Consider the following 25,413-nt stretch of genomic DNA (forward strand, 5'->3'; position numbering starts at 1 on the left):
CTAGACCAGGTCCTCGGACAGCTCGAGCCAGCGCAGCTCGAGCTCCTCGATCTCGTCCTGGACCGCGGTCAGCCGGGCGGTGATCTCGCCCAGGCCGGTGTAGTCGGACTGGTCGTGCGCCGCCATCTCCGCGTGCAGGGCGTCGACCCTGGCGGACAGCTTCTCCAGCTTCCGCTCGATCGCGCCCACCTCCTTCTGCGCGGTGCGGGCCTGCGCACCGGAGAGCTTGGGCCCGCCCTGCGCCGTCGTCGTCCCGTTCGAGGACGCCGCCCCCGTGGCCGCCAGCGGGTTCGAGGCGTTCGCGGAGCCGGCGGCCGTGCCGGTGCGGGACTGGGAGGCGAGCTCCAGGTACTGCTCCACGCCGCGGGGCAGGTGCCGGAAGCGGCCGTCGATCACGGCGTACTGCTGGTCGGTGACCCGCTCCAGGAGGTAGCGGTCGTGCGAGACCACCAGGAGGGTGCCCGGCCAGGTGTCGAGCAGGTCCTCCATCGCGGTGAGCATGTCGGTGTCGAGGTCGTTGGACGGCTCGTCGAGGATCAGCACGTTCGGCTCGTCGAGCAGGATCATCAGCAGCTGCAGCCGCCGCTTCTGCCCGCCGGAGAGGTCCTTGACCGGGGTGGCCAGCTGCTCGTTGGTGAAGCCGAGCCGCTCCAGCAGCTGGCCCGGCGTCATCTCCTTGCCGTCGGCCAGGTAGGTGGTGCGCTTCGAGGCGACCACGTCCGAGACCCGGTCCTCGGCCACGTCCTCCAGCTCGGACAGCTGCTGGGTGAGGGTCGCGATCTTCACGGTCTTCCCGCGCTTGACCCGCCCGCTCGTGGGCTGGACCTCGCCGGTGACCAGGCCCAGCAGCGTGGACTTGCCCGCGCCGTTGACGCCCAGGATGCCGGTGCGCTCACCGGGGGCGATCAGCCACGTGACGTCCCGGAGCACCTCCCGCGGGCCGTCGTCCTCGGTGGGGTAGGAGACGGAGACCTTCTCGAGGTCCACCACGTCCTTGCCCAGCCGGGAGACCGCCAGCTGGGACAGGGCCACGGTGTCGCGCGGCGGCGGGACGTCGTTGATCAGCTGGTTCGCGGCCTCGATCCGGAACTTGGGCTTGGCCGTGCGGGCGGGCGCGCCGCGGCGCAGCCACGCCAGCTCCTTCTTCATGAGGTTCTGCCGCTTCGACTCGATGGTGGAGGCCTGCCGGTCCCGCTCCACGCGCTGCAGGACGTACGCCGCGTAGCCGCCCTCGAAGGGCTCCACCATCCGGTCGTGCACCTCCCAGGTGTCGGTGCACACGGCGTCCAGGAACCACCGGTCGTGGGTGACCACGGCCAGGCCGCCCTGGTTCTTCGGCCAGCGGTTGTTCAGGTGGCGGGCCAGCCAGGTGATGCCGTCCACGTCCAGGTGGTTGGTGGGCTCGTCCAGGAAGATGACGTCCCAGTCGCCGGCCAGCAGCGCGGCGAGCGCCACGCGGCGCTTCTGGCCGCCGGAGAGCTCGCCCAGCTTCGCGTCCCAGTCCAGGTCCTTGACCAGCCCCGAGACCACGTCCCGCACCTTCGCGTCCCCGGCCCACTCGTGCTCCTCGCGGTCCCCGACGACGGCGTGCCCCACGGTCAGCTCCGGGTCCAGCACGTCGGCCTGGTCGAGCATGCCCACGCGCACGCCCGAGCGCACGGTCACGCGGCCTCCGTCCGGCTTCAGCCGTCCGGCGAGCAGCTTCATGAGCGTGGACTTGCCGTCGCCGTTGCGGCCCACGATGCCGATCCGGTCGCCCTCGTCGATGCCGAGACTGACGGCGTCGAAGACCGTCTTGGTGGGGAATTCCAGGTGCAGGTTCTCGCCGCCGAGTAGATGTGCCACCCGTCAAGGGTACTCGCGCCCCCGCCCCGCCGAGTCCCCCCTCTCGGGCCCCTTGCCCCGTCGAGTCCCCCATATCGTCGCAATCCCCCCAACAGGATCGGGGGGATTTGCGAGGACATGGGGGGCTCGGCGGAATGAGGGGGCGGAGATGGGGGGCTCGGCGGAATGGGGCAGGCGGAAATGGGGGCGGGGGAGGCACATGAGCGGACAGGGATTTCTCAGCGGCGGCTCAAGCTCGGGTGAGAGCATGGAGGGCATGGAGCAGAATCCGACGGAGCGATCCTCCGCGTCCCCGAGCACCCGTCCGCTGGGCACCAGGCTGGACGGGATCACGGACCTGGAGACCGCCGTCCGTGCCGTGACGGCGCACCCCGGACCCGTGGAGATCCCGGCGGGCCCCGGTCAGCTGGTCGGGCGCCACCTCGGCTCGGTGCCGCAGCGGCAGGTCGGGGAGGCGCTGCGCGGAGCCGGCGCCGACCCGCTGATGATGCGGGCGGACATCTCGATCGACGAGGACATCCCGGACGAGGGCGTCATCGCGGTCCTGGACGACCACCTCTCGCTGGCCGCCGGCGTGGGCGCCGAGTACCTCGTGGTGCCCCGGGCCGGGATGGGCGGGCGGGGGCGCAGCGAGGAGCGGATCTTCTCGATGCTGGCCGCCCTCGATGAGGCGGCCTCGGCCCACCAGGTGCACCTGCTCCTCGAGACGGAGGGCGCCACCGCGGACGAGGTGGAGCTGGTCGAGTACCTGGAGCGCGCCCGGGAGGCGGGGACCCTGGACGTGGACCCGCACTACGTGGCGTCGGTGGCCTGGAACGTGGCCGCGTCCTCCGCGGCGGGGGAGGGCCCGGCCGCCGCGTTCGAACGGATGCGGCCCCTGCTGGACCGTGCGCCGCTGATCGTCTGTGGGGTGGACGAGGACACCGTGGAGGACCTGTTCGCCGCCGTCCCGGAGCTGCGGGAGGCCGCCGCCACGGCCCGGATCATCGTGATCCTGGGGCGCCCGGGAGCGGCGGGGGCCTGACCCCCGAGTGGTAGGGTGACTGCCTGTGCACTGCGTGCACCACTGCCGTTCCACGGCGGTGCTCCGCCTTGGTGTAATCGGCAGCACCCCGGCCTTTGGAGCCGTGGAGTCTAGGTTCGAGTCCTAGAGGCGGAACGTCCGCATCCCGCCCGAGAGCCCGGAAGCTCGAGATCCCCAGAGCCGAAGAGCCCACAAGCTAGTGAGACGGAACAGAGCCGGAGCCGGTGAGCCCACCGGCTCCTCTCTCAGATCGACGACCGAGGAGCTGCATCCCGCCGTGAGCACCCCCCAGACCCCTGCACATCGTCCGGGGGCGGCCGTCGGGCCCGCCGCCGTCATCGTCCTGGCCGCCGGCAAGGGCACGCGCATGAAGTCCAAGACCCCCAAGATCCTGCACCGGATCGGGGGTCGTTCCATGGTCGGGCACTGCCTGGTGGCCGCCCGGAGCCTGCACCCGCGCCGGCTGGCGGCCGTGGTGCGCTTCGAGCGGGACCTGGTGGCCCCGCACGTCCTCGAGCAGGACCCCGAGGCGATCGTCGTGGACCAGGACGAGGTGCCCGGCACGGGCCGCGCCGTCCAGGTGGCGGTGGAGGCGCTGGACGCCCAGGAGCGGCTGGCCGGCACCGTGGTGGTCACCTACGGCGACGTCCCGCTGCTGACCCCGGAGGTCCTGCAGCGGCTGGTCGCCCACCACGAGGAGCGCGGCAACGCGGTCACCGTGCTGACTGCGGACCACGAGCAGCCCGGCGGCTACGGCCGGATCCTGCGGGACTCCGACGGCTCGTTCCGCGAGATCAAGGAGGCCAAGGACGCCACCGAGGCCGAGCTCGCGGTCGCCGAGATCAACTCCGGCATCTTCGCCTTCGACGCCGACGTGCTGCGCGACAGCCTCGCGAAGGTGACCTCGGACAACGCGCAGGGCGAGATGTACCTGACCGACGTCCCGCTGCTGGCCCGCGAGGCCGGCCACGCGGTGGACGCGCTGAAGATCGAGGACCGCTGGGAGGTCGAGGGCGCCAACGACCGCGTGCAGCTCGCCCAGCTCGGCGCCCACCTCAACCGCCGGATCCTCGAGGCGCACATGCGCAACGGCGTGACGGTCGTGGACCCCGCCAGCACCTGGATCGACGTGCAGGTGCGGATCGCCGCGGACGCCACGATCCTGCCGGGCACCCAGCTGCACGGGGGCACGCGGGTGGGCGAGGACGCCGTCGTCGGCCCGGACACCACTCTCACGGACGTGGAGGTCGGCCCGGGCGCCCACGTGGTGCGCACGCACGGCTCCGGCTCCGTGATCGGCCCCCGGGCGAGCGTGGGCCCGTTCGCCTACCTGCGCCCCGGCACGGTGCTCGCGGACGAGGGCAAGATCGGCACGTTCGTGGAGACCAAGAACTCCCGGATCGGCACCGGCTCGAAGGTCCCGCACCTGTCCTACGTGGGGGACGCCACGATCGGCGAGCACTCCAACATCGGGGCGGCCTCCGTGTTCGTCAACTACGACGGCGTGCGCAAGCACCGCACCGTGATCGGCGACCACGTCCGGATGGGCTCCGACAACATGTACGTGGCGCCCGTGCAGGTCGGGGACGGCGCCTACTCCGGGGCGGGCACCACGATCCGCAAGGACGTGCCGCCGGGGGCCCTGGCCCTCACCGAGGGCGCGCAGCGGGTCGTCGAGAACTGGGTCGTGGAGCACCGTCCCGGCACCGCTGCGGCCGAGGCCGCGTCCCGGGCCCTGGGCAACGGCGCCGCGACCGCGGCCGGGACCACCGAGCACTCCCAGGCCGGGACCGGCGCCGGCACCACGGCGCACGGCACGGCCGGGGACACCACCGAGGAAAGCGAGTAGCAATGACCACTGCCATCACCAACGAGGGCGCCAAGCAGCTGGTCCTGGTCTCGGGACGGGCCCACCCCGAGCTCGCCGAGCGCATCGCCACGGAGCTGGGCACGGAGCTGATCCCCACGGACGCCTACGACTTCGCCAACGGCGAGACCTACGTGCGGTTCGGGGAGTCGGTGCGCGGCACGGACGCCTTCCTCATCCAGTCCCACCCGGCCCCGATCAACCAGTGGATCATGGAGCAGCTGCTCATGATCGACTCCCTCAAACGGGCCTCCGCGAAGTCGATCACCGTGGTGTCCCCGTTCTACCCCTATGCCCGGCAGGACAAGAAGCACCGCGGCCGCGAGCCCATCTCAGCCCGCCTCATCTCGGACCTGTACAAGACCGCCGGCGCGGACCGGCTGATGTCCGTGGACCTGCACACCGCGCAGATCCAGGGCTTCTTCGACGGCCCGGTCGACCACCTGATGGCCATCCCGCTGCTGGCGGAGCACGTGCGCTCCGTCGTCGATGTCGAGAACGTCACCGTGGTCTCCCCGGACACCGGCCGCGTGCGCGTGGCGGAGCAGTGGACCGAGCTGCTGGGCGGCTGCCCGCTCGCGTTCGTGCACAAGACCCGCGACATCACCCGGCCGAACCAGGCCACCTCGAAGGAGGTCGTGGGGCAGATCGAGGGCCGCACCTGCGTGCTGATCGACGACATGATCGACACGGGCGGGACGATCTCCGGCGCCGTGCAGGTGCTGCGCGAGCGCGGCGCCAAGGACGTCATCATCGCCGCGACCCACGCCGTGTTCTCCGACCCCGCCGTGGAGCGGCTGTCCACGTGCGGCGCCCTCGAGGTGGTCGTCACGGACACCCTGCCCGTGCCCCCCGAGCACCAGTTCGAGAACCTCACGGTCCTCTCGATCGCCCCGCTCATCGCGCGCGCCATCCAGGAGGTCTTCGAGGACGGCTCCGTGACCAGCCTGTTCGACGGCAGGTCCTGACCCGCTCCCGGGAACGGTCGACGACGACGCAGCCCCTCGCCGCCCGGCGGGGGGCTGCTCCGCCGCCGGGGCCCCACTGCTGAGGCCTGCGCTGCGGAGCCCGTCACCGCAGGAACCACCGTCCCGGGCGGCACCGTCCGGGGAACTCTCGCGCCGACAAGGACAGCCCGCACCCCATGACCCGACGACGACACCGCCTCCTCCTCCCGCTGCTGCTGTGCGGCGCCGCCGGGCTGGTCCTCACCGGCTGCGGCCCCGATCTGCGCGAGCCCTGGTCCGGCGGCTACGTCAACACCACGTCCTACCCGTACTTCGACTTCGGGGCGGAGACCGCGGGGCAGTCCCGCACGGTGCTGGGGTTCGTGGTGGCCGATCCCGAGGACCCCTGCACGCCCTCGTGGGGCGGCTACTACGGGCTGGACGAGGCGGAGGACGTGCTGCGGATGGAGGAGCAGATCGCGTCCCTCCGGGAGCAGGGCGGGGAGGTGGCGGTCTCCTTCGGCGGCGCCGCCGGGGACGAGCTGGCCACCGTGTGCACCGATCCGGACCGGCTGCTCGCGGCGTACCGGACGGTGCTCGAGCGCTACGACGTGGGCATCGCGGACTTCGACATCGAGCTGGACGACCTCGAGGACCGGGAGGCCAACCGCCGGCGGGCCGAGGTGCTGGTGCGCCTGCAGGAGGAGCGGGACGAGCCGCTGGAGGTGTGGGCCACGCTGCCGGTGGCCCCGCACGGTCTGGACCAGGACCCGGTGGAGGTCGTGGCACAGCTGCTCGCGGCGGAGGTGGACCTCGCCGGGGTCAACCTCATGACCATGAACTACAGCGAGAGCAAGCCCGCGGGGCAGTCGATGGCGGCGGCCTCGGAGGAGGCGGCCCGCTCGGCGCACGGCCAGCTCACCGCGCTGTGGGAGGCGGCGGGCCAGGACCTCTCCGCCGAGGAGGTGTGGAACCGGATCGGGCTCACCCCGATGATCGGGGTCAACGACGTCCCCGGGGAGGTCCTGGACCTGGACGCGGCCGCCGAGCTCGCCGGGTTCGCCCGGGAGCAGGGCGTGAGGCGGCTCTCCTACTGGTCGGTCAACCGGGACCGGCCGTGCACCGCGCAGGACGGGGACCCGGCCGAGGCCAACGACTTCTGCAGCGGCCTGGACGAGGAGGCCGGGGAGTTCACCCGGGTCCTCCGCGAGGGCTTCGCGGACTGAGCGCCGCCGGCGAGGCCGGCTCCCGCACGGAGCGGGGGTAGAGCCAGGACCGGCCGGTGAAGCCGGTGCCGGCGGCTCCCAGTTCCGCAGCGGTGGCGGAGGCGGGACCAGGAACGGGGGCAGGCACGGGACCCGGAGCAGAGGCAGTGGCGGCAGCGGGCCGGACCGGCCACAGCCGCGGCCGCCGTCCCGCGGCGAGGTCCTCGGCCCAGCCCACCGCGAGCACGACCACGGCGAGCAGCGGCCAGACCAGCACGAAGGACAGCCACGGGCTCGCCAGCAGCCCGGGCACGGCGGTGGCCAGGACCTCGCTCTCCCACAGCAGGTCGACGAGCAGGACGGCGCCGACCAGCAGGAGGTTGTGCCACAGGTAGACGGTCATCGCCCGGGCGTTGAGCAGGGTCACGGCCCCGTCCAGGAACCGCAGCGGCCGGGGCAGCTCCCGCCAGGCCGGGGAGACGCGCAGCAGCACGGCGCTGAAGCCGAAGGACCACAGGGCCTGGGCGAGAGGGATCTCGTTGAGGTCCCACCCCGCCTCGCCGCGGTGGCCGGCGGCCCACCAGAGGCCCAGGCCCATCACCGCGGGCCCCGCCGCGAGGACGGCGCCGCGGGGGAGGCGGCGCAGCATGCCGCTCTGGTGGGCGAAGCCCAGCAGCCAGCAGGAGCCGTAGGTCGCGAGGTCCGTCACCGGGGCGTCCGCCCAGGTGGGCAGCGGCACGAGCCCGAGGGCGAGCAGTCCGCCCAGGGCGAGCGGGGCGAGCAGCACCGGCCAGGGCCGGGCCCGGAACGCCCGCAGCAGCACGGGGGAGAGGAGCAGGAACCAGACGTAGGCCCGGACGTACCAGAGGATCTCCCCGGCCTGCACCGGCCAGGTGGGATCCACCGCCCCGGACCCGGCGCTCTCCGGGAGGACCGGGTCCCCGACCGGGAGGCACCACAGGAGCACCCGACCCCAGGACGCGTCGGCCCCGGGGGACCAGCCCTGCCCCACGAGCAGCGCCAGGACCGTGGCGGCGTAGACCCACAGCGGCACCAGCACCCGGCGGGCCCGGGAGACGAGGACCGTGCCCGCGGGCCGGCGCAGGGACCGGGCCATCAGAAACCCGGCCAGGGCGAACATCACGCCCATGGCGGGGAACACCAGGCTGAAGACGGCGCCGGCGAACGTGTGGTAGGCGACGACGCGGACCAGCGCGATCGACCGCAGCAGGTCGAGGTACCGGTCCCGGCCGGGCTCAGACCCGCTCACCGCGTCGGCCCTCCTGCCACGGGGCCACGGAGACCGCGGGGGCCGCGGAGCCGGCGGGCTCCGCCGCGGGGGCCAGGTCGATGACGCTGTTCGTGCGCTCGGGCTTGTACCAGCCGATCATCCGGCCCCGCAGCGCCTGGAGCAGGGAGGCGTAGAGGAGGTAGGCGCGCAGGGGCTCGTAGATGATCCGGTAGACGGGCACCACCAGCAGGTGGGTCCAGGACTCGCCGACCATGCGGATGGCGAGCACGCAGATCACGGCGTGGATGGCCAGGACGAAGGCGGCGAAGGCGGCGATGGGCTGCCAGTTGCCGGCGGCCAGGTTGATCCCGGCCATGAGCACGGTCAGCGGCAGGAAGATCAGCGGGATGAGGGTGGCGAGCAGGGTGTAGGGCAGGGCCACCATCCCGAGGAACCCGTACTTCGGGCGGAAGAGCATCCCGGCGTGCTTCCACAGGGCCTGGAGGTTGCCGTAGGTCCAGCGCAGCCGCTGCTTGGCCAGGCCGCGCACGGTCATGGGCGCCTCGGTCCACGCCACGGCCCGGTTCTCCTGCACCACGGCCCAGCCGAGCTTCTGCAGGGTCATGGTGAGGTCGGCGTCCTCGGCGAGGGTGTCGTGGGAGTAGCCCCCGGCGGCCTGGAGGGCCTCCTTGCGCCAGGCGGCGCACGCCCCCGGGACGATGGAGATCGCCCCGGCCACGCCCTCGCCCATGCGGGTGACGCAGATCCCGGAGATGTACTCCAGGGACTGCCACATGGTCAGCAGCCCGGTGCGGTTGCCGACCTTCACGTGCCCGGCCACCGCCCCGACCGGCCGCTTGGCGTCGTGGGCGTAGAAGTGGCGGGCGAACATCCGGACGGTCTGGGGCTCGAAGAGCGTGTCCCCGTCGAGGGTCACCACGATCTCGCCCCGGGCGGCCATGATCCCGTGGTTGGAGGCGATGGACTTGCCACCGTTGGGCTGGGTGATGACCGTCAGCGCCGGCCAGGACGCGGCGTGCTCGCGCATGATCGCCAGGGTGCGGTCGGTGGAGCCGTCGTCGACGGCGATGACCTCGAGGTTCGGGTAGTCGCTGGCGCGCAGGGCGGCCAGGGTGCGGGCGATGACGGGCTCCTCGTTGAACACCGGGAGGATGACCGAGACCAGGGGGAGCCGGTCCTCGGGCAGCTCGGGCCAGGCCCGACGGGTCTGGCGGCGGTGGCCGATCAGCGCCAGCACCACATAGAGGGCGGACATGAGGGTCAGGGACCCGATGCCGAACCAGAACAGCCACGTCATGACCACGTCCGGGGCCACGGTCAGACCGGCCACGGCCAGGGCGGTGGCGTCGTCGGCGAGCACGGGCTCGGTGTCTGTCACCGGCAGGTAGCCCTCGGGGATCACGGGGGCCAGCGTCGAGAAGGTGTAGCCCTGCGCCTTGGCCTCGGTGATCAGGTCCTTCAGCGCGGCCACGGTGGCGGTGCGGTCCCCGCCGCCGTCGTGCATCAGCACGATGTGGCCCTCGCCGTCGAGCGCGGGGAGGTCCACGGTCTCCCCGGGGGCGGCCTGCCAGTCGTGGGTGTCGTAGTCGAAGTCGACGTGCAGGTAGCCCAGCTGCTGGGCCTCGAGGATGGGCAGGGCCTTGTTGTCGGGGTCGCCGGTGGGCAGGCGGAACAGGTGGGTCGCGTAGCCGCCGACCGAGCGCATGGCGCGGTCGGTCCCGATCAGCTCCTCGCGGTTGCGCAGGTCGTCGTCCCAGGCCGTGGTGTGGGTCATGGTGTGGTTGCCCACCATGTGTCCCTCGCGGACGATCCGCTGGAACAGTTCGGGATGCCCGACGACGTTGGTGCCGACGTTGAAGAACGTGGCGGGCACGCCCTCGGCCGCGAGCACGTCGAGGATCTCCCCGGTGTAGGTGGCGTCGGGGCCGTCGTCGAAGGTCAGCATGAGCTGCTTCTCCGGCAGCTCCCCGAAGCGCTCCATGGCGTAGGGGCTGTCCCCGACGAGCTCCCGCTCCTCGACGGTGAGCGCCCGGAGGACCTCGTCGGTGAACGGGCTGCGCAGCACCGCCCCGCCGTCCTCCTCCTCGACGAGCCCGATCCGGCTGAACGGGTTGGACGCGTCCCCGAGCAGCGGGATGTTCTCCTGGTCGCCGGTGGCAATCAGCTCCCGGGGATAGCCGGGTTCCTGGTGCAGCGGCCGCTCCCAGGGCTGGGCGAGCGCCTGCGGGACGATCCAGGTGACAGCTCCGGCCACGAGGGCCAGGAGCACCACGAGGGTGGCGAGGATGCGGTACCAGCGCTTGCCGCTGGGGTCGAAGAACACCGGCGGCGCGGCGGTGCTGCCGGTCCGCTCCGCGCGTCGGCGGCGCGGTGGTCGTCGGTCGTTGTCGGATGTTGCCACGGCACGCTCGTTCCCCCCGATCGGCAGTCCGCCCCCTCGACGGACCGGCCGGCGCATCCCCCCGGACGGGCCGACGGGGTCAGCCTGCCAAGCCCTGACCCATCTGTCACAAGTGCAAACAGGTCGCACAGGAAGCACATCCCATCGCTGTGCATGCAAGTGCAAGTGCCAATTACTGGCATCACGGCGCATGAAGTTACGGAGTGGTACTTAATGAATGGGAACATCCGCCGATTGGGGGACGGGTGCGGCCGGACACGTCCCCCCAAGTGGTGACACGAGAATCCACACATTCACAGATTCGCGACAGGAAACACAGCGTGGTTCCGTCCTGCTTGTGAAGCGCACCACATCCTGACGTGGTCGGATGCGGTCGCCCGCCCTCCTGCGGGGGACAGCCGGGGCGGACCGGGGCGCGGCCACCGCTCGGGGGACACCGGCACCGGGGCCGGGGACAAGAACGCCGGCCGGGGACGGCAGAACGCCCGGCCGGGGATCCGGCCGGGCGTTCTGCGGGTGGGGAGGGGTCAGCGGGTGACCCAGGTCCGCTTCGTGATCGAGGACCAGTGCACGGTGTAGCCGTTGGAGAACCGCTGGCGCACCTCGGAGCCGTACCGGTACTCGTCGGTGACCGGGTAGCCGTAGCCGCGCTCGAAGCCGGCGGACTTCCAGCGCTGACCGATCGCGCCGGTCTCCTTGACGACCCTCGCCCCGGTCCGAGGACTCCAGAGCACCTTGTGCACTGCACCGCCCTGGCGGAAGACCTGGTAGGCGCCGCCGTTGACCAGCCCAGTGGCCTCGCGGGTCGTGGGGTAGCCGTAGCCGTTCTCCCAGCGGGTGGCGGCGAACTTGCGCCCGATGGCGCCGTTGAGGTTCACCGGCCACGCCCCGGTGGAGGGTGTCCAGTAGAACGTGTGGTTCCTGGAGAAGCCCTGGAGCACGCCGCCGTTGACCAGGCCGCCGCGCTCGTTGCCGGTGGGAGTGCCGAAGACCCTGGCCCCACCCAGGGCGTGGTACCGGGTGCCGATGGCGCCCTTCACCGTGTGCCCGGCGGAGGTGATCGGCGCGGTGGTCGGCGGAGCGGTGGGCTTCGGCGCAGGTGCAGGTGTCGGTGCCGGTGCCGTGCCCACGGTGGTGCGGGCGTCCCGCGGGGTGTTCGCGGGGACGTAGCCGTAGGACGTGACCGTGCCGACCAGCTTCCAGCCCTGCTTGTTGCCGGTCAGCTGCCCGTCCACGTAGGTGAGGCCGATGCCGATGACCGTCATCTCCGGGTCGGTGAGCACCTTGTTGTGTGCCTTGGAGCCCTTCCACCACGTCATCAGGTCGCTCACCCGGCCCTGCCACGAGACCGCGTGGATCTCGCCGGCGGCGTTCCAGGAGCCGGCCCGGGAGTCCTTGAGGAACGTGTCCGTGTGGTCGATGACCTCCTCGCGGACCAGCCGGTCGGACTGGCCCTGGGCGATGCCGGACACGGTGGCCGAGTACTTCACCGGGGCCAGGCCCTTGGCCTTGCGGTGGGCGTTGATCAGGGCCAGGAGCTGCTGGGCGTCGGCCGAGCGGGTGCTCGTGGAGGCCTTGACGATGTCGGAGTTCGCCGCGGTGGCCGGGGCCGCCGTGAGGATCCCGGTGGCGGGGACCGCCAGGGCGAGGGCTGCCGCGGTGAGCGCCAGACGACCGGTGACGCGGGGACGCGCGGGGGCGCGGTGCTTGGCGGAGTTCATCGGGTGGCCCAGATCCTCTTCGTGGTGGTCGAGTAGTGCACGGTGAAGTTCTTGGAGAACTTCTGGCGGACCTCGGTGCCGTAGCGGTACTCGCCGGTGGTCGGGTAGCCGTAGCCGCGCTCGGAGCCGGTGGCCCTCCACTCCCGGCCGATCGCGCCGGTCTCCTTCACGGCGTGGGCTCCGGTCGAGGGGCTCCAGAGGATCTTGTAGGTGGCCGCGCCGTTGCGGAACACCTGGTAGGCGCCGCCGTCGACCAGGCCGCCGGTCTCCGGCTTCATCGGGTAGCCGTAGCCCCGCTCCTGGCCGCCGCGCTTCCACGCCGCGCCGATCCCGCTGGTCTCCCGGACCGGCTGCGCACCAGTGGTCTGGGTCCAGAGGACCTTGGTGACGTCGTTGCCCTGGCGGAACACCTGGTAGGCGCCGCCGTCGATCAGTCCGCCGGCCTCACGGGTGATGGGATAGCCGTAGCCGTTCTCCCAGCGGGTGGTGGCGAACTTCCGGCCGATGGCGCCGTTGAAGCTCACCGGCCACGCCCCGGTGGAGGGGGACCAGTAGAACGTGTGGTTCTTGGAGAAGCCCTGGAGCACGCCGCCGTTGATCAGGCCGCCGCGCTCGTTGCCGGTGGGGGTGCCGAAGGCCGCGGATCCGCCGAGGGCGCGGTACCGGGTGCCGATGGCGCCCTTGACCGTGTACCCGGCGGGGGTCACCTGGGTGGGCGACCCGGTCGGGGCCCGGCCGCCCATCGGCTTGTAGTAGCGGTTGCGCACCAGGTCCTGGAGCTGCGCGGTGCTGCCGCGGAACACGTTGGCGTCGATCTGCTCGGTGAAGCCGGCGTCGGTGTACTGCCAGAAGTCGTAGGTGGACCAGCCGCCGGGGTTCAGGGGCTGGGCCCCGTAGGAGGCGATGTGCAGCGGGTGGTCGTTGAACGCCGTGGAGTTGCCGGTGCAGTCCCGCCACCAGTAGTAGTTCGTGTAGATGGCCGGCACGCGCCCGGTGCGGGCCTTGTACCGGTTGGAGAAGTCGCGGATCCAGCCGACCATCTCGGACTGGCTGAAGCCGTAGCACTGGTTGCCGTACAGGGAGGGGTACGGGTTGTTCTCGACGTCCAGCAGGCCCGGCAGCGTCCGGCCGTCCGCGGACCAGCCACCGCCGTTGTTGATGAAGTAGTCCGCCTGCTTCGCGCCCGAGGAGTCCCGGGTGGGGATCGCGAAGTGGTACCCGCCGCGGTGCATGCCCACGGCGCCCGCCCCGGCGTACTGCTGCTTGAAGAGGCTGTTGCGGATGCTGTCGCCCTCGGAGGTCTTGACGTAGGCGAAGCGCGAGCCCTGGTTCCACAGGCTCGACCAGTTCAGGGACGGCTGCCAGTTGGAGACGTCCGTGCCTTTGATGCCGCTGGGGGCCCAGGACGCGGCGGCGCCGAGGGACTCGGCCGACGCGACCCCCGCGACAGCCTCCTCCGCGGTGTCGCCGTCCGCCGCGCCGGCAGCGGCGCCGTCGTCGTCGTCGTCGGTGTCCGTGGCGCCGGAGAGCTCCTCCGCGGTGCGGGCGGAGGAGGCGGCCATCTGCTCGAAGTGGCTCTCGGACTTGGCCCACTGGCCCATCACGGCGCCGCCGTGGGGGTCGCCCGCGGCCGGCTGCGTGCCGGCGCGCGCCGGGTCGGGGAGAACGGCCTCGCCGGTGGTCGCGTCCACCAGGGTGGAGACGATCTCGCCGTCGGACTCCACGACCTTGGAGACCAGGTTGCCCTGCCGCTCCTCGGAGAGGGTGGTCGATCGGGTGGTGGCGGCCTCTTCCAGGGCCGCGACCGGGGTCAGTGTGGTGATGGCCAGCACCGCCGCCGTGAGGGCGGCAGGCAGCGTCAGTCGGGGGGTTGCTTTCACGCTGGAACGCCTAACTCGCATGGATCGTTGGGGGGAACGACTCGTGCAAGGCCATCGGGATGGGGGGAAGATCCTCAGAGCCACGACGAGTATAAAGGCGCGTTTGCATAAACAATCAATAACGATGGGCCGTGTTACGCACCCGTACCTCTCTGGCCGTAGTGATTCTGTCCGCTGGGTGCGTTGCGGGGGCCGCGCGCCGGGGAACGACGACGACGGACCCGGCGCGCCCGGATCCCGTCGGCGGCGCGATCCCGGTGGTCGGGCGAAGACCCAGCTCAGGACCCGGTGCCGGATACGATGAACCGGACTCGACCCCCAGAGGAGAACCATGGCCCCCACGCGCATCCTGACGGTCTGCACGGGCAACGTGTGCCGCTCGCCCATGGCGGCGGTCGAGCTCGACCACGGCCTCAACGAGATCTCGCCCGGCGGCTTCGAGGTGACGAGCGCCGGGATGCACGCGCTGGTGGACGAGGGCTTCGAGCAGCGGGTGGGCAGGCTGGCCCAGGACCGCGGCCTGGAGGCCGCCGCCGCGCACCGGGCCCGGCAGGTCACCCCGGATGTGCTGAAGGACATCGACCTGGTGCTCGTGATGGCCCGGGAGCACACCCAGCCGGTGCTCCAGCAGTCACCGCGGCTGCTGAAGAAGGTCTTCACCCTGCGGGAGTTCGCCCGGATCCTGCAGTACCTCTCCACCGACCCGGAGCTCGACCGCGCGGTGCCGTCCGACCGTGCCGAGCGCTGGGCCTGGCTGGTCCAGCAGGCGCCGCGGCTGCGGCAGCGGGTGCCGGTGCGCCACCCCGAGCGCAACGACGTGATCGACCCCTACCGCCAGGAGGACGCTGTGCTCCAGCAGATGGCGGACGAGTTGTTCGAGGCCACGGACGCGATCCTCGCCTTCGAACGCCGCTACGCGGAGCCCGCGCCGGTGGCAGAGTAGTACTGCGTCAGGTGTGTTTTGCGCGGGTGCCTGTTCCACCCGGGTGGGGCGCCTTGTGGGGCGGGGAGTCCTGCACCGACCGCGCGGACGTTCAGTCCTGACCGAACCTCTGCTGGGCCGCTTGGCGCGTCGTGTCGAGAGCGGAACCGATCAAGGCCCAGGAGTCGCCGGCCGCACGGGCGGCCTTCACCGCCTCCCGCAGTTCGTTCTCCGCCTCGGTGATGTGCTGCCGAGCGGCCAGGATGCGCCGGAAGTGCACGGCGTCACGAGCGGGGTGCGACGACACATCGAGTTCGTCCAGTCCCGTGCGCTTACGTGCGGATCCGCGAACCTCCATGTCCTCAACGTGCCCGACCACCCCGGGCGTGTCAAGATGCACTTGACGCCAACCGCCGTGTTCGACGCGCTCCGCCGGTGCGGGGCGGTGGCGAGGAGGACGAACGGGCACGTCACACCCCTGTTCGCTGCTTGACCGATGAACGAGATCGGTTCCTTAATGGAGCCCAGGTCGGCCACGCCTGCGAGGAGAACCCGTTCCCGGTCCCGTGGACGATGACCGGGTGCTGCACTGATCATTCGCGAGGAGTTCCTGATGGCCGCTGACCGAGCACTCCCGGAGGACTTCCACGCGCTGTACGACGCCGGCGTCCGGAACGCCCGTGGCACCGCGCCGCCGGCTGCTCCGGCTCCTGGGTCGCCGGGCCACCTCCGAATGGACGCGCAGCTCGGCGACCTGGAGGTGGACTACGACCAGGCGACCGCGCTGCCGAACCGCATCGCACGGCGGGCCCCGGCCGCCGGGCTGTCGGGGGAGGCGGGCGCCACGCCGGAGGAGACCGTCCAGCGCTTCGTCACCGCGCACGGCGACCTGTGGCGGCTGTCGGAGGCGGACGCGCAGGGCGTCGAGGTCGTGTCGGTCAGCGGACGGGGGCTGCGCACGGTGCAGCTCGTGCAGCGGGCCGACGGTCTGGAGGTCTTCAACTCCGAGGCGACCGCGGCGATCGGCCCGGATGGCGACGTGATCTCCGTGGCCGGGCAGTTCTTCCCCGGTGCCGTGCAGGCGGCCGGCGCCCGCGCCGCCACCATTGCAGACTCCACCACCGGCGCCACCACCGCGGAGGAGGCGATCGCGGTGGCGGCGTTCGACCTGACCGGGGTCGAGTACCCCGCCACGGCCTTCACCGGGACGAGCGCGGCGAGCGCGGCAAGTGCTGAGAACGCCGGGGGTACTGAGACCGGCGACACCGCCGGTGGCGGGTACCGGTTCTACCGCTTCACCGAACCGGCCGGCGCCGAGCCGACCGACCCCGAATCGGCTGGCACCGAACTGGCCGGCGCCGAGCCGACCGACCCCGAATCGGCTGGCACCGAACTGGCCGGCGCCGGGCGGCCGGCGTTCGAGCGGGAGGTCCGGGTGAAGGACGTGCTGTTCCCGCTGGGGGAGGAGCAGTTCACCCCCGGCTACTACCTGGAGCTGTGGATCGAGGGCTTCCCGGCGTTCAGCTATGTGATCGACGCGCTCGGGGAGCCGGAGGTGCTGTTCCGGAAGAACCTGCGGGCGGACGCCGCTTTCACCTACCGGGTGTTCAACACGGGGGACGCCCTGTTCCGCCCCGAGGACGGGCCGGCGCCCGGGTCGCCCCACCCGACCGGGCGCCCGGACGGCTTCCAGGCCGCCACCATCCCCGACCGGCTGGTCACGCTCGACAGCCTGCTCCCGGGCGCCCCGTGGCTGCCCGAGGGCGCCACGACCACCCGCGGCAACAACTGCATCGCCTACGCCGACGTCCATGCCCCGGACGGGAACAGCTCCGGGGACGTGGACGGCCGGGCCACCGGGTCCCGCACCTTCGACCACGCCTACGACCACGCCCGGCCCGCCAGCGACCCCACCAACCTGCAGGCCAGCCTCGTCGGGATGTTCTTCCACGTGAACTGGTTGCACGACCGCTGGTACGAGGCGGGCTTCGACGAGGCGGCCGGCAACGCCCAGCAGGTGAACCTCACCGGGGCAGGCCTCGGCGGGGACCCGATCCTGGCCGAGGGCAACGACTTCAGCGGCACCGACAACGCCAACATGCAGACCCCGGCCGACGGCGCCAGCCCGCGGATGCAGATGTACGAGTTCCGCGGCGTCGCCCCGCTCCCGTCCCGCACCAGCAACTTCGACGCGCTGATCACCTATCACGAGCTCGGCCACTACATCACCAACCGGCTCGTCGGCAACGCCACCGGGCTGGCCAACCAGCAGGGCCGGGCGCTGGGCGAGGGCTGGGGCGACTTCTTCGCGATCACCATGACCTCCCAGGCCACCGACGACTTCGGCACCGGCGCCTTCCCCGCCGGAGGGTGGACCGACCTCACCCCCACCTTCACGGACAACTACTACTTCTCCATCCGCCGCTACCCCTACTCCGCGGACCTGGGCAAGAACCCGCTGACGTTCAAGCACATCAGCAACGGGGTGGTGCTCCCGGCCGGCCCGCCGCGCCATCCGCACGGCGGCGGGCCGAACAGCGAGGTGCACAACGCCGGCGAGGTCTGGTGCGCCGCCCTGTGGGAGGTCTTCGTCAACCTCGTCGCAGCCCACGGCCACGCCGAGGCCGAGCGCCGCGTGCTCGAGTACGTGGTCGGCGGGCTCAAGCTCACGCCCGGCATGCCGACCTTCACGCTGGCGCGGGACGGCATCGTCACCGCCGTCGCCGCCCTGAACCCCGGGGACCTCGGCGCTGTGTGGCGCGGTTTCGCCAAGCGCGGCCTGGGCGCCGGCGCTGTGTCCCCGCCCAGCACCTCCACGTCGCTCGCGGGCGTGGTCGAGAGCTTCAGCACGCCGTAGGAGGCGCACCATGACGGCCCTCCGCTTCGACCTGGGGAAGACTCCGGGAAAGACACCGGGGAACGACGACGTGCCCCGCGCCGCGGCGCCGGACGCGCTGCGGGCACTGACCGCCGCGGCCGCGGACGCCGGCGCGGCCTGGACGCGGCTCGGCGACACGCTCCTGGTGACCGGGGCGCCGGCCCAGCTGGAGCGGACGGCCGCCGGCCGCGCTCCCGCGGAGCGGATCGGGGTCCCCGCCGCCCGCCTGCACCTGGTGATCCAGAACGGACGCCAGTTCCAGCAGGCCCACCCCGAGGTCCCGGTCCTGGTCGACCGGGGGCGGTACCTCGTCGTCGACCTCGACCCCGCCGAGGCCGGGAGGTTCGTCGAGCCGTCCGAGCGGCACCTGCCGTGCTTCGGCGTCCGCCCTCTGCCGGCCGACACCGTGGTGTTCGAGCAGCGGCCACCGGCGCCCGCACGGGCGCGGGCCGCGACGGAGCCGATGGCGGCGGTCTCCCACGACGCCTTCGCGGCGAACCTGCGCGCGCTCGCCGAGCTCCGGACGCGGCACTCGACGAGCCCGGAGTTCCGCACCGCGCTCGACTGGGCCGCCGGCGTACTGAGCGGACTGGGCTTCGCGACCCGGACCCAGACGGTGGCTCTCCACGGCGGAAGCACCCAGAACCTCGTCGCCGAGCGGCCGGGTCGCGGCGGCGACGGCCGGGCGGTGCTCGTCACCGCGCACCTCGACTCGATCAACGTCCGGGACGGCGCATCCGCCCCCGCACCGGGCGCCGACGACAACGGCTCCGGCGCCGCCGGGGTGCTCGCCGTCGCCCGGGCCCTGCGGGACCACCCCGGCGCCCGCGACCTGCGGCTGATCCTGTTCGGGGGCGAGGAGCAGGGCCTGTTCGGCAGCCGCCACTACGTCGCGGAGCTGGACCAGACGGCCCGCGACCGCATCCACTCGGTGGTCAACATGGACATGATCGCGTGCCGGAACACGTCCGCGCCCACGGTGCTGCTCGAGGGCGCCGCCGCGTCGCAGGTCGTGCTGGAGGAGCTGGCCGTCGCGGCGCAGGCGCACACCGGCCTGACCGTGCAGACCAGTCTGCTGCCCTTCAACAGCGATCACGTGCCGTTCCTCGACGCCGGCATCCCCGCCGTGCTCACGATCGAGGGGGCCGACGGCGCCAACGACCGCATCCACACCGCCGGCGACACCCTGGAGCACGTCGACCACGACCTCGCCCTCGAGATCCTGCGGATGAACGTCGCCTACCTCGTCCAGGCCCTCGGGCGGGCCTGAGCCGGTACCGGAAGGACCGTAGCGGACGGGACCGCCCGCGGGCGCCGCGAGGCAAGCACCCGCGATCAACGGGCAATCAGCAGACGAGCTCGGCAGGCGCGTCCGGCTCAGGCCCCCACGTAGGCCGCGAGGTGCTCGCCCGTGAGGGTGGAGCGGGCGGCGACGAGCTCGGCGGGGGTGCCCTCGAAGACGATCCGGCCGCCGTCGTGGCCGGCGCCGGGGCCGAGGTCGATGATCCGGTCCGCGTGGGCCATGACCGCCTGGTGGTGCTCGATCACGATGACCGACTTGCCGGAGTCGACCAGCCGGTCGAGCAGGCCGAGCAGCTGCTGCACGTCGGCGAGGTGCAGGCCCGTGGTCGGCTCGTCGAGGACGTAGACGCCGCCCTTCTTGCCCAGGTGGGTGGCCAGCTTGAGCCGCTGGCGCTCGCCGCCGGAGAGCGTGGTGAGCGGCTGGCCGAGGCTCACATAGCCCAGCCCCACGTCCGCCAGCCGGTGCACGATGGCGTGGGCGGCCGGGGTGCGCGCGTCGCCGGCGCCGAAGAACGCCTCGGCCTCCTCGACCGGCATCGCGAGCACGTCGGCGATGTTGCGCCCGCCCAGGGTGTACTCGAGGACCGCGGCCTGGAACCGCCGGCCCTCGCACTCCTCGCACGTGGTGGCCACCCCGGCCATCATCACCAGGTCGGTGTAGATGACGCCGGCGCCGTTGCAGGCCGGGCAGGCGCCCTCCGAGTTGGCGCTGAACAGCGCCGGCTTCACTCCGTTGGCCTTGGCGAAGGCCTTGCGGATCGGGTCCAGCAGGCCGGTGTAGGTGGCCGGGTTGCTGCGGCGGGAGCCGCGGATGGCGCCCTGGTCGATCGAGACCACGTCCTCTCGCCCGAGCACGGAGCCGGTGATCAGCGAGCTCTTGCCGGAGCCGGCCACCCCGGTCAGCACGGTGAGCACGCCGAGCGGGATGTCGACGTCGACGGACCGCAGGTTGTGGGTGTCGGCGCCGCGCACCTCCAGGACTCCGGTGGGGGTGCGCACGGTGGTCTTCAGGGCGGCGCGGTCGTCCAGGTGCCGCCCGGTGAGGGTGTCGCCGGCGCGCAGCCCCGCCACGGTGCCCTCGTAGCAGACGGTGCCGCCGGCCGTGCCGGCGCCAGGCCCGAGGTCGACCACGTGGTCGGCGATCGCGATGGTCTCCGGCTTGTGCTCCACGACCAGCACGGTGTTGCCCTTGTCCCGCAGCCGCAGCAGCAGCTGGTTCATCCGCTGTATGTCGTGCGGGTGCAGCCCGATGGTCGGCTCGTCGAAGACGTAGGTGACGTCGGTGAGCGAGGAGCCGAGGTGGCGGATCATCTTGGTGCGCTGGGACTCGCCGCCGGAGAGCGTGCCCGAGGACCGGCTCAGCGAGAGGTAGCCCAGCCCGATCTCCACGAACGAGTCGAGGGTCTCGCCGAGCGCCGTGAGCAGCGGCGCCACGGACGGCTCGTCCAGGGCGCGCACCCACGCGGCGAGGTCGCTGATCTGCATCGCGCAGGCGTCGGCGATGTTGATGCCCCGGATCTTGGAGGAGCGGGCGGCCGCGCTGAGCCGGGTGCCGCCGCACTCGGGGCACGCGGTGAACGTCACGGCCCGCTCCACGAAGGCGCGGATGTGCGGCTGGAGCGCGGCCACGTCCTTGGACAGGAAGGACTTCTGCATCCGGGGGATCAGGCCCTCGTAGGTGAGGTTGATGTTGTCGACCTTGATCTTGGTCGGCTCCCGGTGCAGCAGGTCGTGCAGCTCGGTCTCGGTGTACTCGCGGATCGGCTTGTCCGGGTCGAGGAACCCGGAGCCGCCGTAGATCCGGCCGTACCAGCCGTCCGCGCTGTAGCCGGGGATCGTCAGCGCCCCTTCGTTGAGGGACTTGGAGGCGTCGTAGAGCTGGGTCAGGTCGAAGTCGTTGACCTGCCCCATGCCCTCGCAGCGCGGGCACATCCCGCCGGTGACGGAGAAGCTGCGCCGCTCCTTGACGGTCTTCCCGCCGCGCTCCATGGTGACGGCCCCGGCGCCGCTCATCGAGGCGACGTTGAAGGAGAACGCCTTCGCCGTGCCGATGTGCGGGTGCCCGAGCCGGCTGAAGAGGATCCGCAGCATCGCGTCCGCGTCGGTGGCGGTGCCCACGGTGGAGCGGGCGTTGGCGCCCATCCGCTCCTGGTCCACGATGATCGCGGTGGTGAGCCCGTCGAGGACGTCGACGTCGGGCCGGGCCTGGGTGGGCATGAAGCCCTGCACGAAGGTGCTGTAGGTCTCGTTGATCAGCCGCTGCGACTCCGCGGCGATCGTGCCGAACACCAGGGAGCTCTTGCCGGAGCCGGAGATCCCGGTGAACACGGTGAGCCGGCGCTTGGGGAGCTCCACGCTGATGTCCCGGAGGTTGTTCTCGCGGGCGCCCTGGACGCGGATCAGGTCGTGGCTGTCGGCCACGTGCGGCTCGGGGGAAGGCACCGGGGAGTGCGGGTCCTGGCTCGGGGGCGTGCTCATCGTGTCTCCATCCCTGGGGCGCCGGCGTCAGGACTCCCGACGCCGCGGCCCGGTTCGATCCGACCGCCTCCGAGCATACGTCCGGTCCGCCCGCCGCTCGAGGATCCAGCGCAGCCGAGAGCAGAGCCGCTCAGGGCAGAGCCGCGCACAGCAGAAAAGGGTTCCGCGCGAGGGAGCCCGGGTCCACGCTGGGCCCATGAACACCACCACCGCACCACCCCGGACCCCGATCGACGACGAGCTCGCCTCCCGGCTGCTGGAGCAGCGCATCATCGTGCTGGGCGCCGAGCTGGACCAGGCCACCGGCAACCGGCTGTGCACGCAGCTGCTGCTGCTCTCCGCCCAGGACCCGCGGCGGGACATCTCCCTCTGGATCAACTCCCCGGGCGGCTCCGTCCCGGCCATGCTCGCGATCATGGACGTCATGCGGATCATCCCCAACGACGTGTCCACGCTCGCCATGGGGCTGGCCTGCAGCGCTGGGCAGTTCCTGCTCTCGGCCGGCACCCCGGGCAAGCGCAGTGCCCTGCCGCACGCCCGGATCCTGCTGCACCAGGGCTCGGCCGGGATCGGCGGCACGGCCGTGGACATCGCCATCCAGGCCGAGGACCTGCGCCACACCCGGGACACCGTGCTCGGGCTCATCGCCGAGCACACCGGTCAGCCGCTCGAGCGGATCGTGGCCGACTCCCAGCGGGACCGCTGGTTCACCGCCGAGGAGGCCCTCGCCTACGGCTTCGTGGACCGGGTCATCGCCGGGCTCGACGACGTGCGGCCCCGCTCCGCCACCACGGCCGCCGCGGGGGTGGGGTCATGAGCGGCTACGCCGTGCCCTACGTCGTCGAACGCACGCCCAACGGCGAGCGCAGCATGGACGTCTTCAGCCGGCTGCTGGTGGAGCGGATCGTCTACCTCGGCACCGAGATCGACGACGGGGTCGCCAACGTCCTGATCGCCCAGCTGCTCTACCTGGACTCCTACGGCTCCGATCAGCCGATCGGCTTCTACATCAACTCCCCGGGCGGCTCCACCACGGCGATGCTCGCCGTCTACGACGCCATGCAGCACGTGGCCGCGCCCGTGGAGACCACCTGCGTGGGCCAGGCGGCCTCGGCCGCCGCGGTGCTGCTGGCGGCCGGTGCCCCGGGGCGGCGCTCGGTGCTGCCCCACGCCCGGGTGGTGCTGCACCAGCCGGCCGCGCAGGGCCAGGGCACCATCCCGGACCTCATCCTCGAGGCCGAGGAGATCGCCCGCACCCGGGCGCAGCTGGAGCAGGTGCTCGCCCGGCACACCAGGCGCACCCCGGAGCAGATCCGCGAGGACACCGACCGGGACCTGGTGCTCACCGCCGAGGAGGCGGTGGCCTACGGGGTGGCCGACCGGGTCGTGACCCCGCGGGAGGCCCGGGCCCGGTAACAAGCGCGTGACCGGGCAGATGGCTCAGACGGCCAGGGCCACCGGCCCGGCCAGGCAGACCGGACCGCCCGGGACGGCACGGGCGGCCGGAACGCTGTCGAGCAGCACCCCGGTGGTCCCCTCGGTGAGATCGAGCAGGTTCAGTCCCAGGGCACCGACCACCGCGGCGATGATCTCCGAGGAGGGGTCCTTCACCCCGCGCTCGATCTCGGAGAGGTACTGCGTGGAGACCCCGGAGACGCGGGCCACCTGCGCCAGCGTCAGCCCCTGCGCCAGGCGGTGGCGGCGCAGGAACATCCCCAGCACGGACCGCCACAGCGGGTCTACGGGCGCTCGCGGCGCGGCACGCTCCCGCGGCGCGGGCGACGGGAGCCAGGCCGGCGACGAGGCCGATGTGGGGCGGATCACGTCCTTCATGACCCCATGCTAGGTCCGTACGGGCGCCGGCGGGCGCGTCGTCTGCTGTGAGCGGAGCACGGTGTCCTGTCCACGCCGCGGGCGCGGTGGGATACTGGCCGCATGGATTCGCCGCAGGTGGGCGACCAGCTCCACGAGGGCACGGAGGCGCTCGAGCGGGCCGACTGGGCCGGCGCGCGCCGGGCCTTCGAGCACGTCCTGGACGGCGGCGGATCCCCCGGCGAGGCGGTGGCCGCCGAGGGCCTCGGGCTCGCCCTGTGGTTCGAGGGCCAGGTCGCGCAGGGCATCGCCTGGCGCGAACGAGCCGTCGCCGGATACGTCGCGCAGCGCCGGTTCGGCGACGCCGCCCGGGTGGCGGTCTGGGTGTCCGAGCAGCACCAGCTCGCCGGGCGACCGTCCGCGGCCCGGGGCTGGCTGGCCCGGGCCGAGCGGATCATCGACGGCACCCCCGTGAGCGAGGGCCACGGGTGGGTGGCGGTCGGGCGGGCCCAGCAGGCCGGGTCCGTCGAGGAGCAGGCGGCCCAGGCGGAGCAGGCCCACCGGATCGGCCGGGAGACCGGGGCGGAGGACCTCGAGATCCTCGCGCTGAGCCTGCTCGGCCAGGCGGAGCTGACCGCCGGCCACCGGGAGCCGGGCCTGCGCCTGCTCGAGGAGGCCATGGTCGCGGCCACGGCCGGCCGGATCCGCAACATCCACACCATGGGCTCGGCCTACTGCCACCTGGTGATGGCCTGCGCTGAGGCGGAGGAGTGGGAGCGGGCGAGGGAGTGGTGCGAGCACGTCGAGAACTTCGCGCAGACCCACCGGGCGGCGCCGCTGCTGGGGGTCTGCCGGACCGTGCACGCCGACGTCCTGGTGGCCACGGGCCACTGGTCCGAGGCCGAGGAGGCGCTGGAGTCCGCCCTCGCCTCCCACGCCCGGGCCATCCCGGAGCTCAGCGTCCCGGCGCTCGCCACGCTGGCGGAGCTGCGGATCCACCAGGGCCGCCTGCGCGAGGCGGAGCAGCTGCTGTCCGGGCGGGAGGAGCACCCGTCGTCGCTGCGCGCGCTGGCCCTGCTCCACGTCGCCGAGGGGAGACCGCACGTGGCGGTCTCCCTGCTCGAGCGCGGCCTGTCCGAGACGGAGGGGCACGCGGCGCGCACCACGCAGCTGCTGGCCGCGCTCGTCGACGCCACCCTGGCGGCCGGGGACCTCGGAGCCGCCGAGGCCGCCAGCGAGAGCCTGCACCGGATCGCCGGGGAGTCCGAGATGCGCCTCGGCTCGGCCCGCGCCGATCTCGCCTCGGCCCGGCTCGCCCTGGCCACCGGTGACCGGGGCACGGCCGCCGAGCTCGCCCGGCGGGCGCTGCGCGCCTTCGGCGCCATGGCCATGCCGCTGGACGCGGCCCTGGCCCGGCTCGACCTGGCCCAGTCGGTCATGCACGGATCGCCCGACCTGGCGCGGGAGGAGGTGCTGGCCGCCCAGGGCGTCTTCCGCGACCTGGGAGCCTCCCGGGAGCTGGACGCCGCGGCCCGGCTCCTGCGCGAGCTGGGCGGCGGCACGGGCCCAAGGCCCCGGAACGGGGGCGAGCTGACCTCGCGCGAGCACGAGGTGCTGGACCTGATCGCTCTCGGGATGTCCAACGCGCGGATCGCGAGAGTCCTGAGCATCAGCGAAAAGACCGCCGGGCACCACGTGAGCAGGATCCTCATGAAGCTCGGGGTGCACAACCGCGCGGAGGCTGCCGCGCACGCGGCGGGCAGGGGAAAGGGGTAGAGGAGGAGTGGGGAGAGGGTAGGGAACGAATAGGGAGTTCTCCCGATGTTCGGCCCGGTCGATCGGCGGATGCTGGAACGCGTGGCACAGCTTCACAGCACCC

General features: G+C 72.5%; 18 protein-coding genes and 1 tRNA gene. 11 read left to right on the top strand and 8 right to left on the bottom strand.

Annotated features, from left to right (window positions below):
- On the bottom strand, positions 1–1,845 hold the full coding sequence (locus ACP7CD_RS13590; RefSeq protein ID WP_323632949.1) for an ABC-F family ATP-binding cassette domain-containing protein: 1,845 nt from the start codon (positions 1,843–1,845) through the stop codon (positions 1–3).
- A gap of 256 nt (positions 1,846–2,101) precedes the next feature.
- On the opposite strand from ACP7CD_RS13590, the gene ACP7CD_RS13595 reads away from it, so the two are divergent.
- The 5 genes from ACP7CD_RS13595 (at position 2,102) to ACP7CD_RS13615 (ending at position 6,909) form a co-directional block, all read left to right on the top strand.
- Positions 2,102–2,869 (top strand): hypothetical protein, encoded by a 768-nt coding sequence (locus ACP7CD_RS13595; RefSeq protein WP_229587711.1) that lies wholly within the window; start codon positions 2,102–2,104, stop codon positions 2,867–2,869.
- 62 nt (positions 2,870–2,931) lie between these two features.
- Positions 2,932–3,004: transfer RNA gene (locus tag ACP7CD_RS13600), tRNA-Gln, on the top strand.
- A gap of 142 nt (positions 3,005–3,146) precedes the next feature.
- The gene (glmU, locus tag ACP7CD_RS13605; protein WP_426120403.1) at positions 3,147–4,718 is read left to right on the top strand and encodes a bifunctional UDP-N-acetylglucosamine diphosphorylase/glucosamine-1-phosphate N-acetyltransferase GlmU; all 1,572 of its coding nucleotides are present in this window, start codon (positions 3,147–3,149) and stop codon (positions 4,716–4,718) included.
- A gap of 2 nt (positions 4,719–4,720) precedes the next feature.
- Entirely contained in the window at positions 4,721–5,704 is a 984-nt protein-coding gene (locus ACP7CD_RS13610) for a ribose-phosphate diphosphokinase (RefSeq protein WP_017832365.1), read from the top strand.
- A gap of 176 nt (positions 5,705–5,880) precedes the next feature.
- Complete coding sequence (locus ACP7CD_RS13615) at positions 5,881–6,909, top strand: chitinase (RefSeq protein ID WP_426120404.1); 1,029 nt, start codon at positions 5,881–5,883, stop codon at positions 6,907–6,909.
- Here ACP7CD_RS13615 and ACP7CD_RS13620 read toward each other — a convergent pair.
- The 4 genes from ACP7CD_RS13620 to ACP7CD_RS13635 form a co-directional block, all read right to left on the bottom strand.
- Positions 6,875–8,158 (bottom strand): acyltransferase family protein, encoded by a 1,284-nt coding sequence (locus ACP7CD_RS13620; protein WP_426120405.1) that lies wholly within the window; start codon positions 8,156–8,158, stop codon positions 6,875–6,877. The two genes, ACP7CD_RS13615 and ACP7CD_RS13620, sit on opposite strands and share 35 nt — an antisense overlap.
- Entirely contained in the window at positions 8,145–10,541 is a 2,397-nt protein-coding gene (locus tag ACP7CD_RS13625) for a bifunctional polysaccharide deacetylase/glycosyltransferase family 2 protein (RefSeq protein ID WP_426120406.1), read from the bottom strand. Before ACP7CD_RS13625 ends, ACP7CD_RS13620 begins: the two co-directional genes overlap by 14 nt.
- A 527-nt stretch (positions 10,542–11,068) precedes the next feature.
- Positions 11,069–12,262 carry a CAP domain-containing protein gene (locus ACP7CD_RS13630; RefSeq protein WP_426120407.1) on the bottom strand — a complete coding sequence of 398 codons (1,194 nt, stop codon included), beginning with the start codon at positions 12,260–12,262 and terminating at the stop codon, positions 11,069–11,071.
- Positions 12,259–14,142 (bottom strand): GH25 family lysozyme, encoded by a 1,884-nt coding sequence (locus ACP7CD_RS13635; protein ID WP_426120408.1) that lies wholly within the window; start codon positions 14,140–14,142, stop codon positions 12,259–12,261. The genes ACP7CD_RS13630 and ACP7CD_RS13635 overlap by 4 nt, the downstream gene beginning before the upstream one ends.
- A gap of 331 nt (positions 14,143–14,473) precedes the next feature.
- Here ACP7CD_RS13635 and ACP7CD_RS13640 point away from each other — a divergent pair, with 331 nt between their 5' ends.
- Complete coding sequence (locus ACP7CD_RS13640) at positions 14,474–15,085, top strand: low molecular weight phosphatase family protein (protein ID WP_095650413.1); 612 nt, start codon at positions 14,474–14,476, stop codon at positions 15,083–15,085.
- A 91-nt stretch (positions 15,086–15,176) separates the two neighbouring features.
- Here the strand turns inward: ACP7CD_RS13640 and ACP7CD_RS13645 are convergent, their stop codons facing one another.
- The gene (locus tag ACP7CD_RS13645; protein WP_035926627.1) at positions 15,177–15,422 is read right to left on the bottom strand and encodes a hypothetical protein; all 246 of its coding nucleotides are present in this window, start codon (positions 15,420–15,422) and stop codon (positions 15,177–15,179) included.
- A gap of 255 nt (positions 15,423–15,677) precedes the next feature.
- On the opposite strand from ACP7CD_RS13645, the gene ACP7CD_RS13650 reads away from it, so the two are divergent.
- Together ACP7CD_RS13650 and ACP7CD_RS13655 are read left to right on the top strand one after the other, a co-directional pair.
- Positions 15,678–17,921 (top strand): M36 family metallopeptidase, encoded by a 2,244-nt coding sequence (locus ACP7CD_RS13650; protein ID WP_426120409.1) that lies wholly within the window; start codon positions 15,678–15,680, stop codon positions 17,919–17,921.
- 10 nt (positions 17,922–17,931) lie between these two features.
- Positions 17,932–19,212, top strand: a complete 1,281-nt coding sequence (locus ACP7CD_RS13655) for a M28 family metallopeptidase (protein ID WP_426120410.1) — start codon at positions 17,932–17,934, stop codon at positions 19,210–19,212.
- A gap of 107 nt (positions 19,213–19,319) precedes the next feature.
- On the opposite strand, the gene ACP7CD_RS13660 is transcribed toward ACP7CD_RS13655, so the two are convergent.
- Positions 19,320–21,722, bottom strand: a complete 2,403-nt coding sequence (locus tag ACP7CD_RS13660) for an ATP-binding cassette domain-containing protein (protein WP_426120411.1) — start codon at positions 21,720–21,722, stop codon at positions 19,320–19,322.
- A 196-nt stretch (positions 21,723–21,918) separates the two neighbouring features.
- Here ACP7CD_RS13660 and ACP7CD_RS13665 point away from each other — a divergent pair, with 196 nt between their 5' ends.
- Both ACP7CD_RS13665 and ACP7CD_RS13670 read left to right on the top strand, forming a co-directional pair.
- Positions 21,919–22,539 (top strand): ClpP family protease, encoded by a 621-nt coding sequence (locus ACP7CD_RS13665; RefSeq protein WP_017832348.1) that lies wholly within the window; start codon positions 21,919–21,921, stop codon positions 22,537–22,539.
- Positions 22,536–23,138 (top strand): ClpP family protease, encoded by a 603-nt coding sequence (locus ACP7CD_RS13670; protein ID WP_284562547.1) that lies wholly within the window; start codon positions 22,536–22,538, stop codon positions 23,136–23,138. Before ACP7CD_RS13665 ends, ACP7CD_RS13670 begins: the two co-directional genes overlap by 4 nt.
- Before the next feature lie 24 nt (positions 23,139–23,162).
- On the opposite strand, the gene ACP7CD_RS13675 is transcribed toward ACP7CD_RS13670, so the two are convergent.
- A complete protein-coding gene (locus ACP7CD_RS13675) occupies positions 23,163–23,555 on the bottom strand; it encodes a helix-turn-helix domain-containing protein (protein ID WP_284562546.1) in 393 nt (130 codons plus the stop codon).
- Between the two features lie 102 nt (positions 23,556–23,657).
- Between ACP7CD_RS13675 and ACP7CD_RS13680 the strand changes: the two genes are divergently transcribed.
- Positions 23,658–25,310: a LuxR C-terminal-related transcriptional regulator gene (locus tag ACP7CD_RS13680; RefSeq protein WP_426120412.1), complete on the top strand. Its 1,653-nt coding sequence runs from the start codon at positions 23,658–23,660 to the stop codon at positions 25,308–25,310.
- The last annotated feature ends 103 nt before the right edge of the window (positions 25,311–25,413 follow it).

Origin of the sequence: Kocuria sp. LHG3120, assembly GCF_049897445.1 — a bacterium.
GTDB lineage: Bacteria > Actinomycetota > Actinomycetes > Actinomycetales > Micrococcaceae > Kocuria > Kocuria rosea.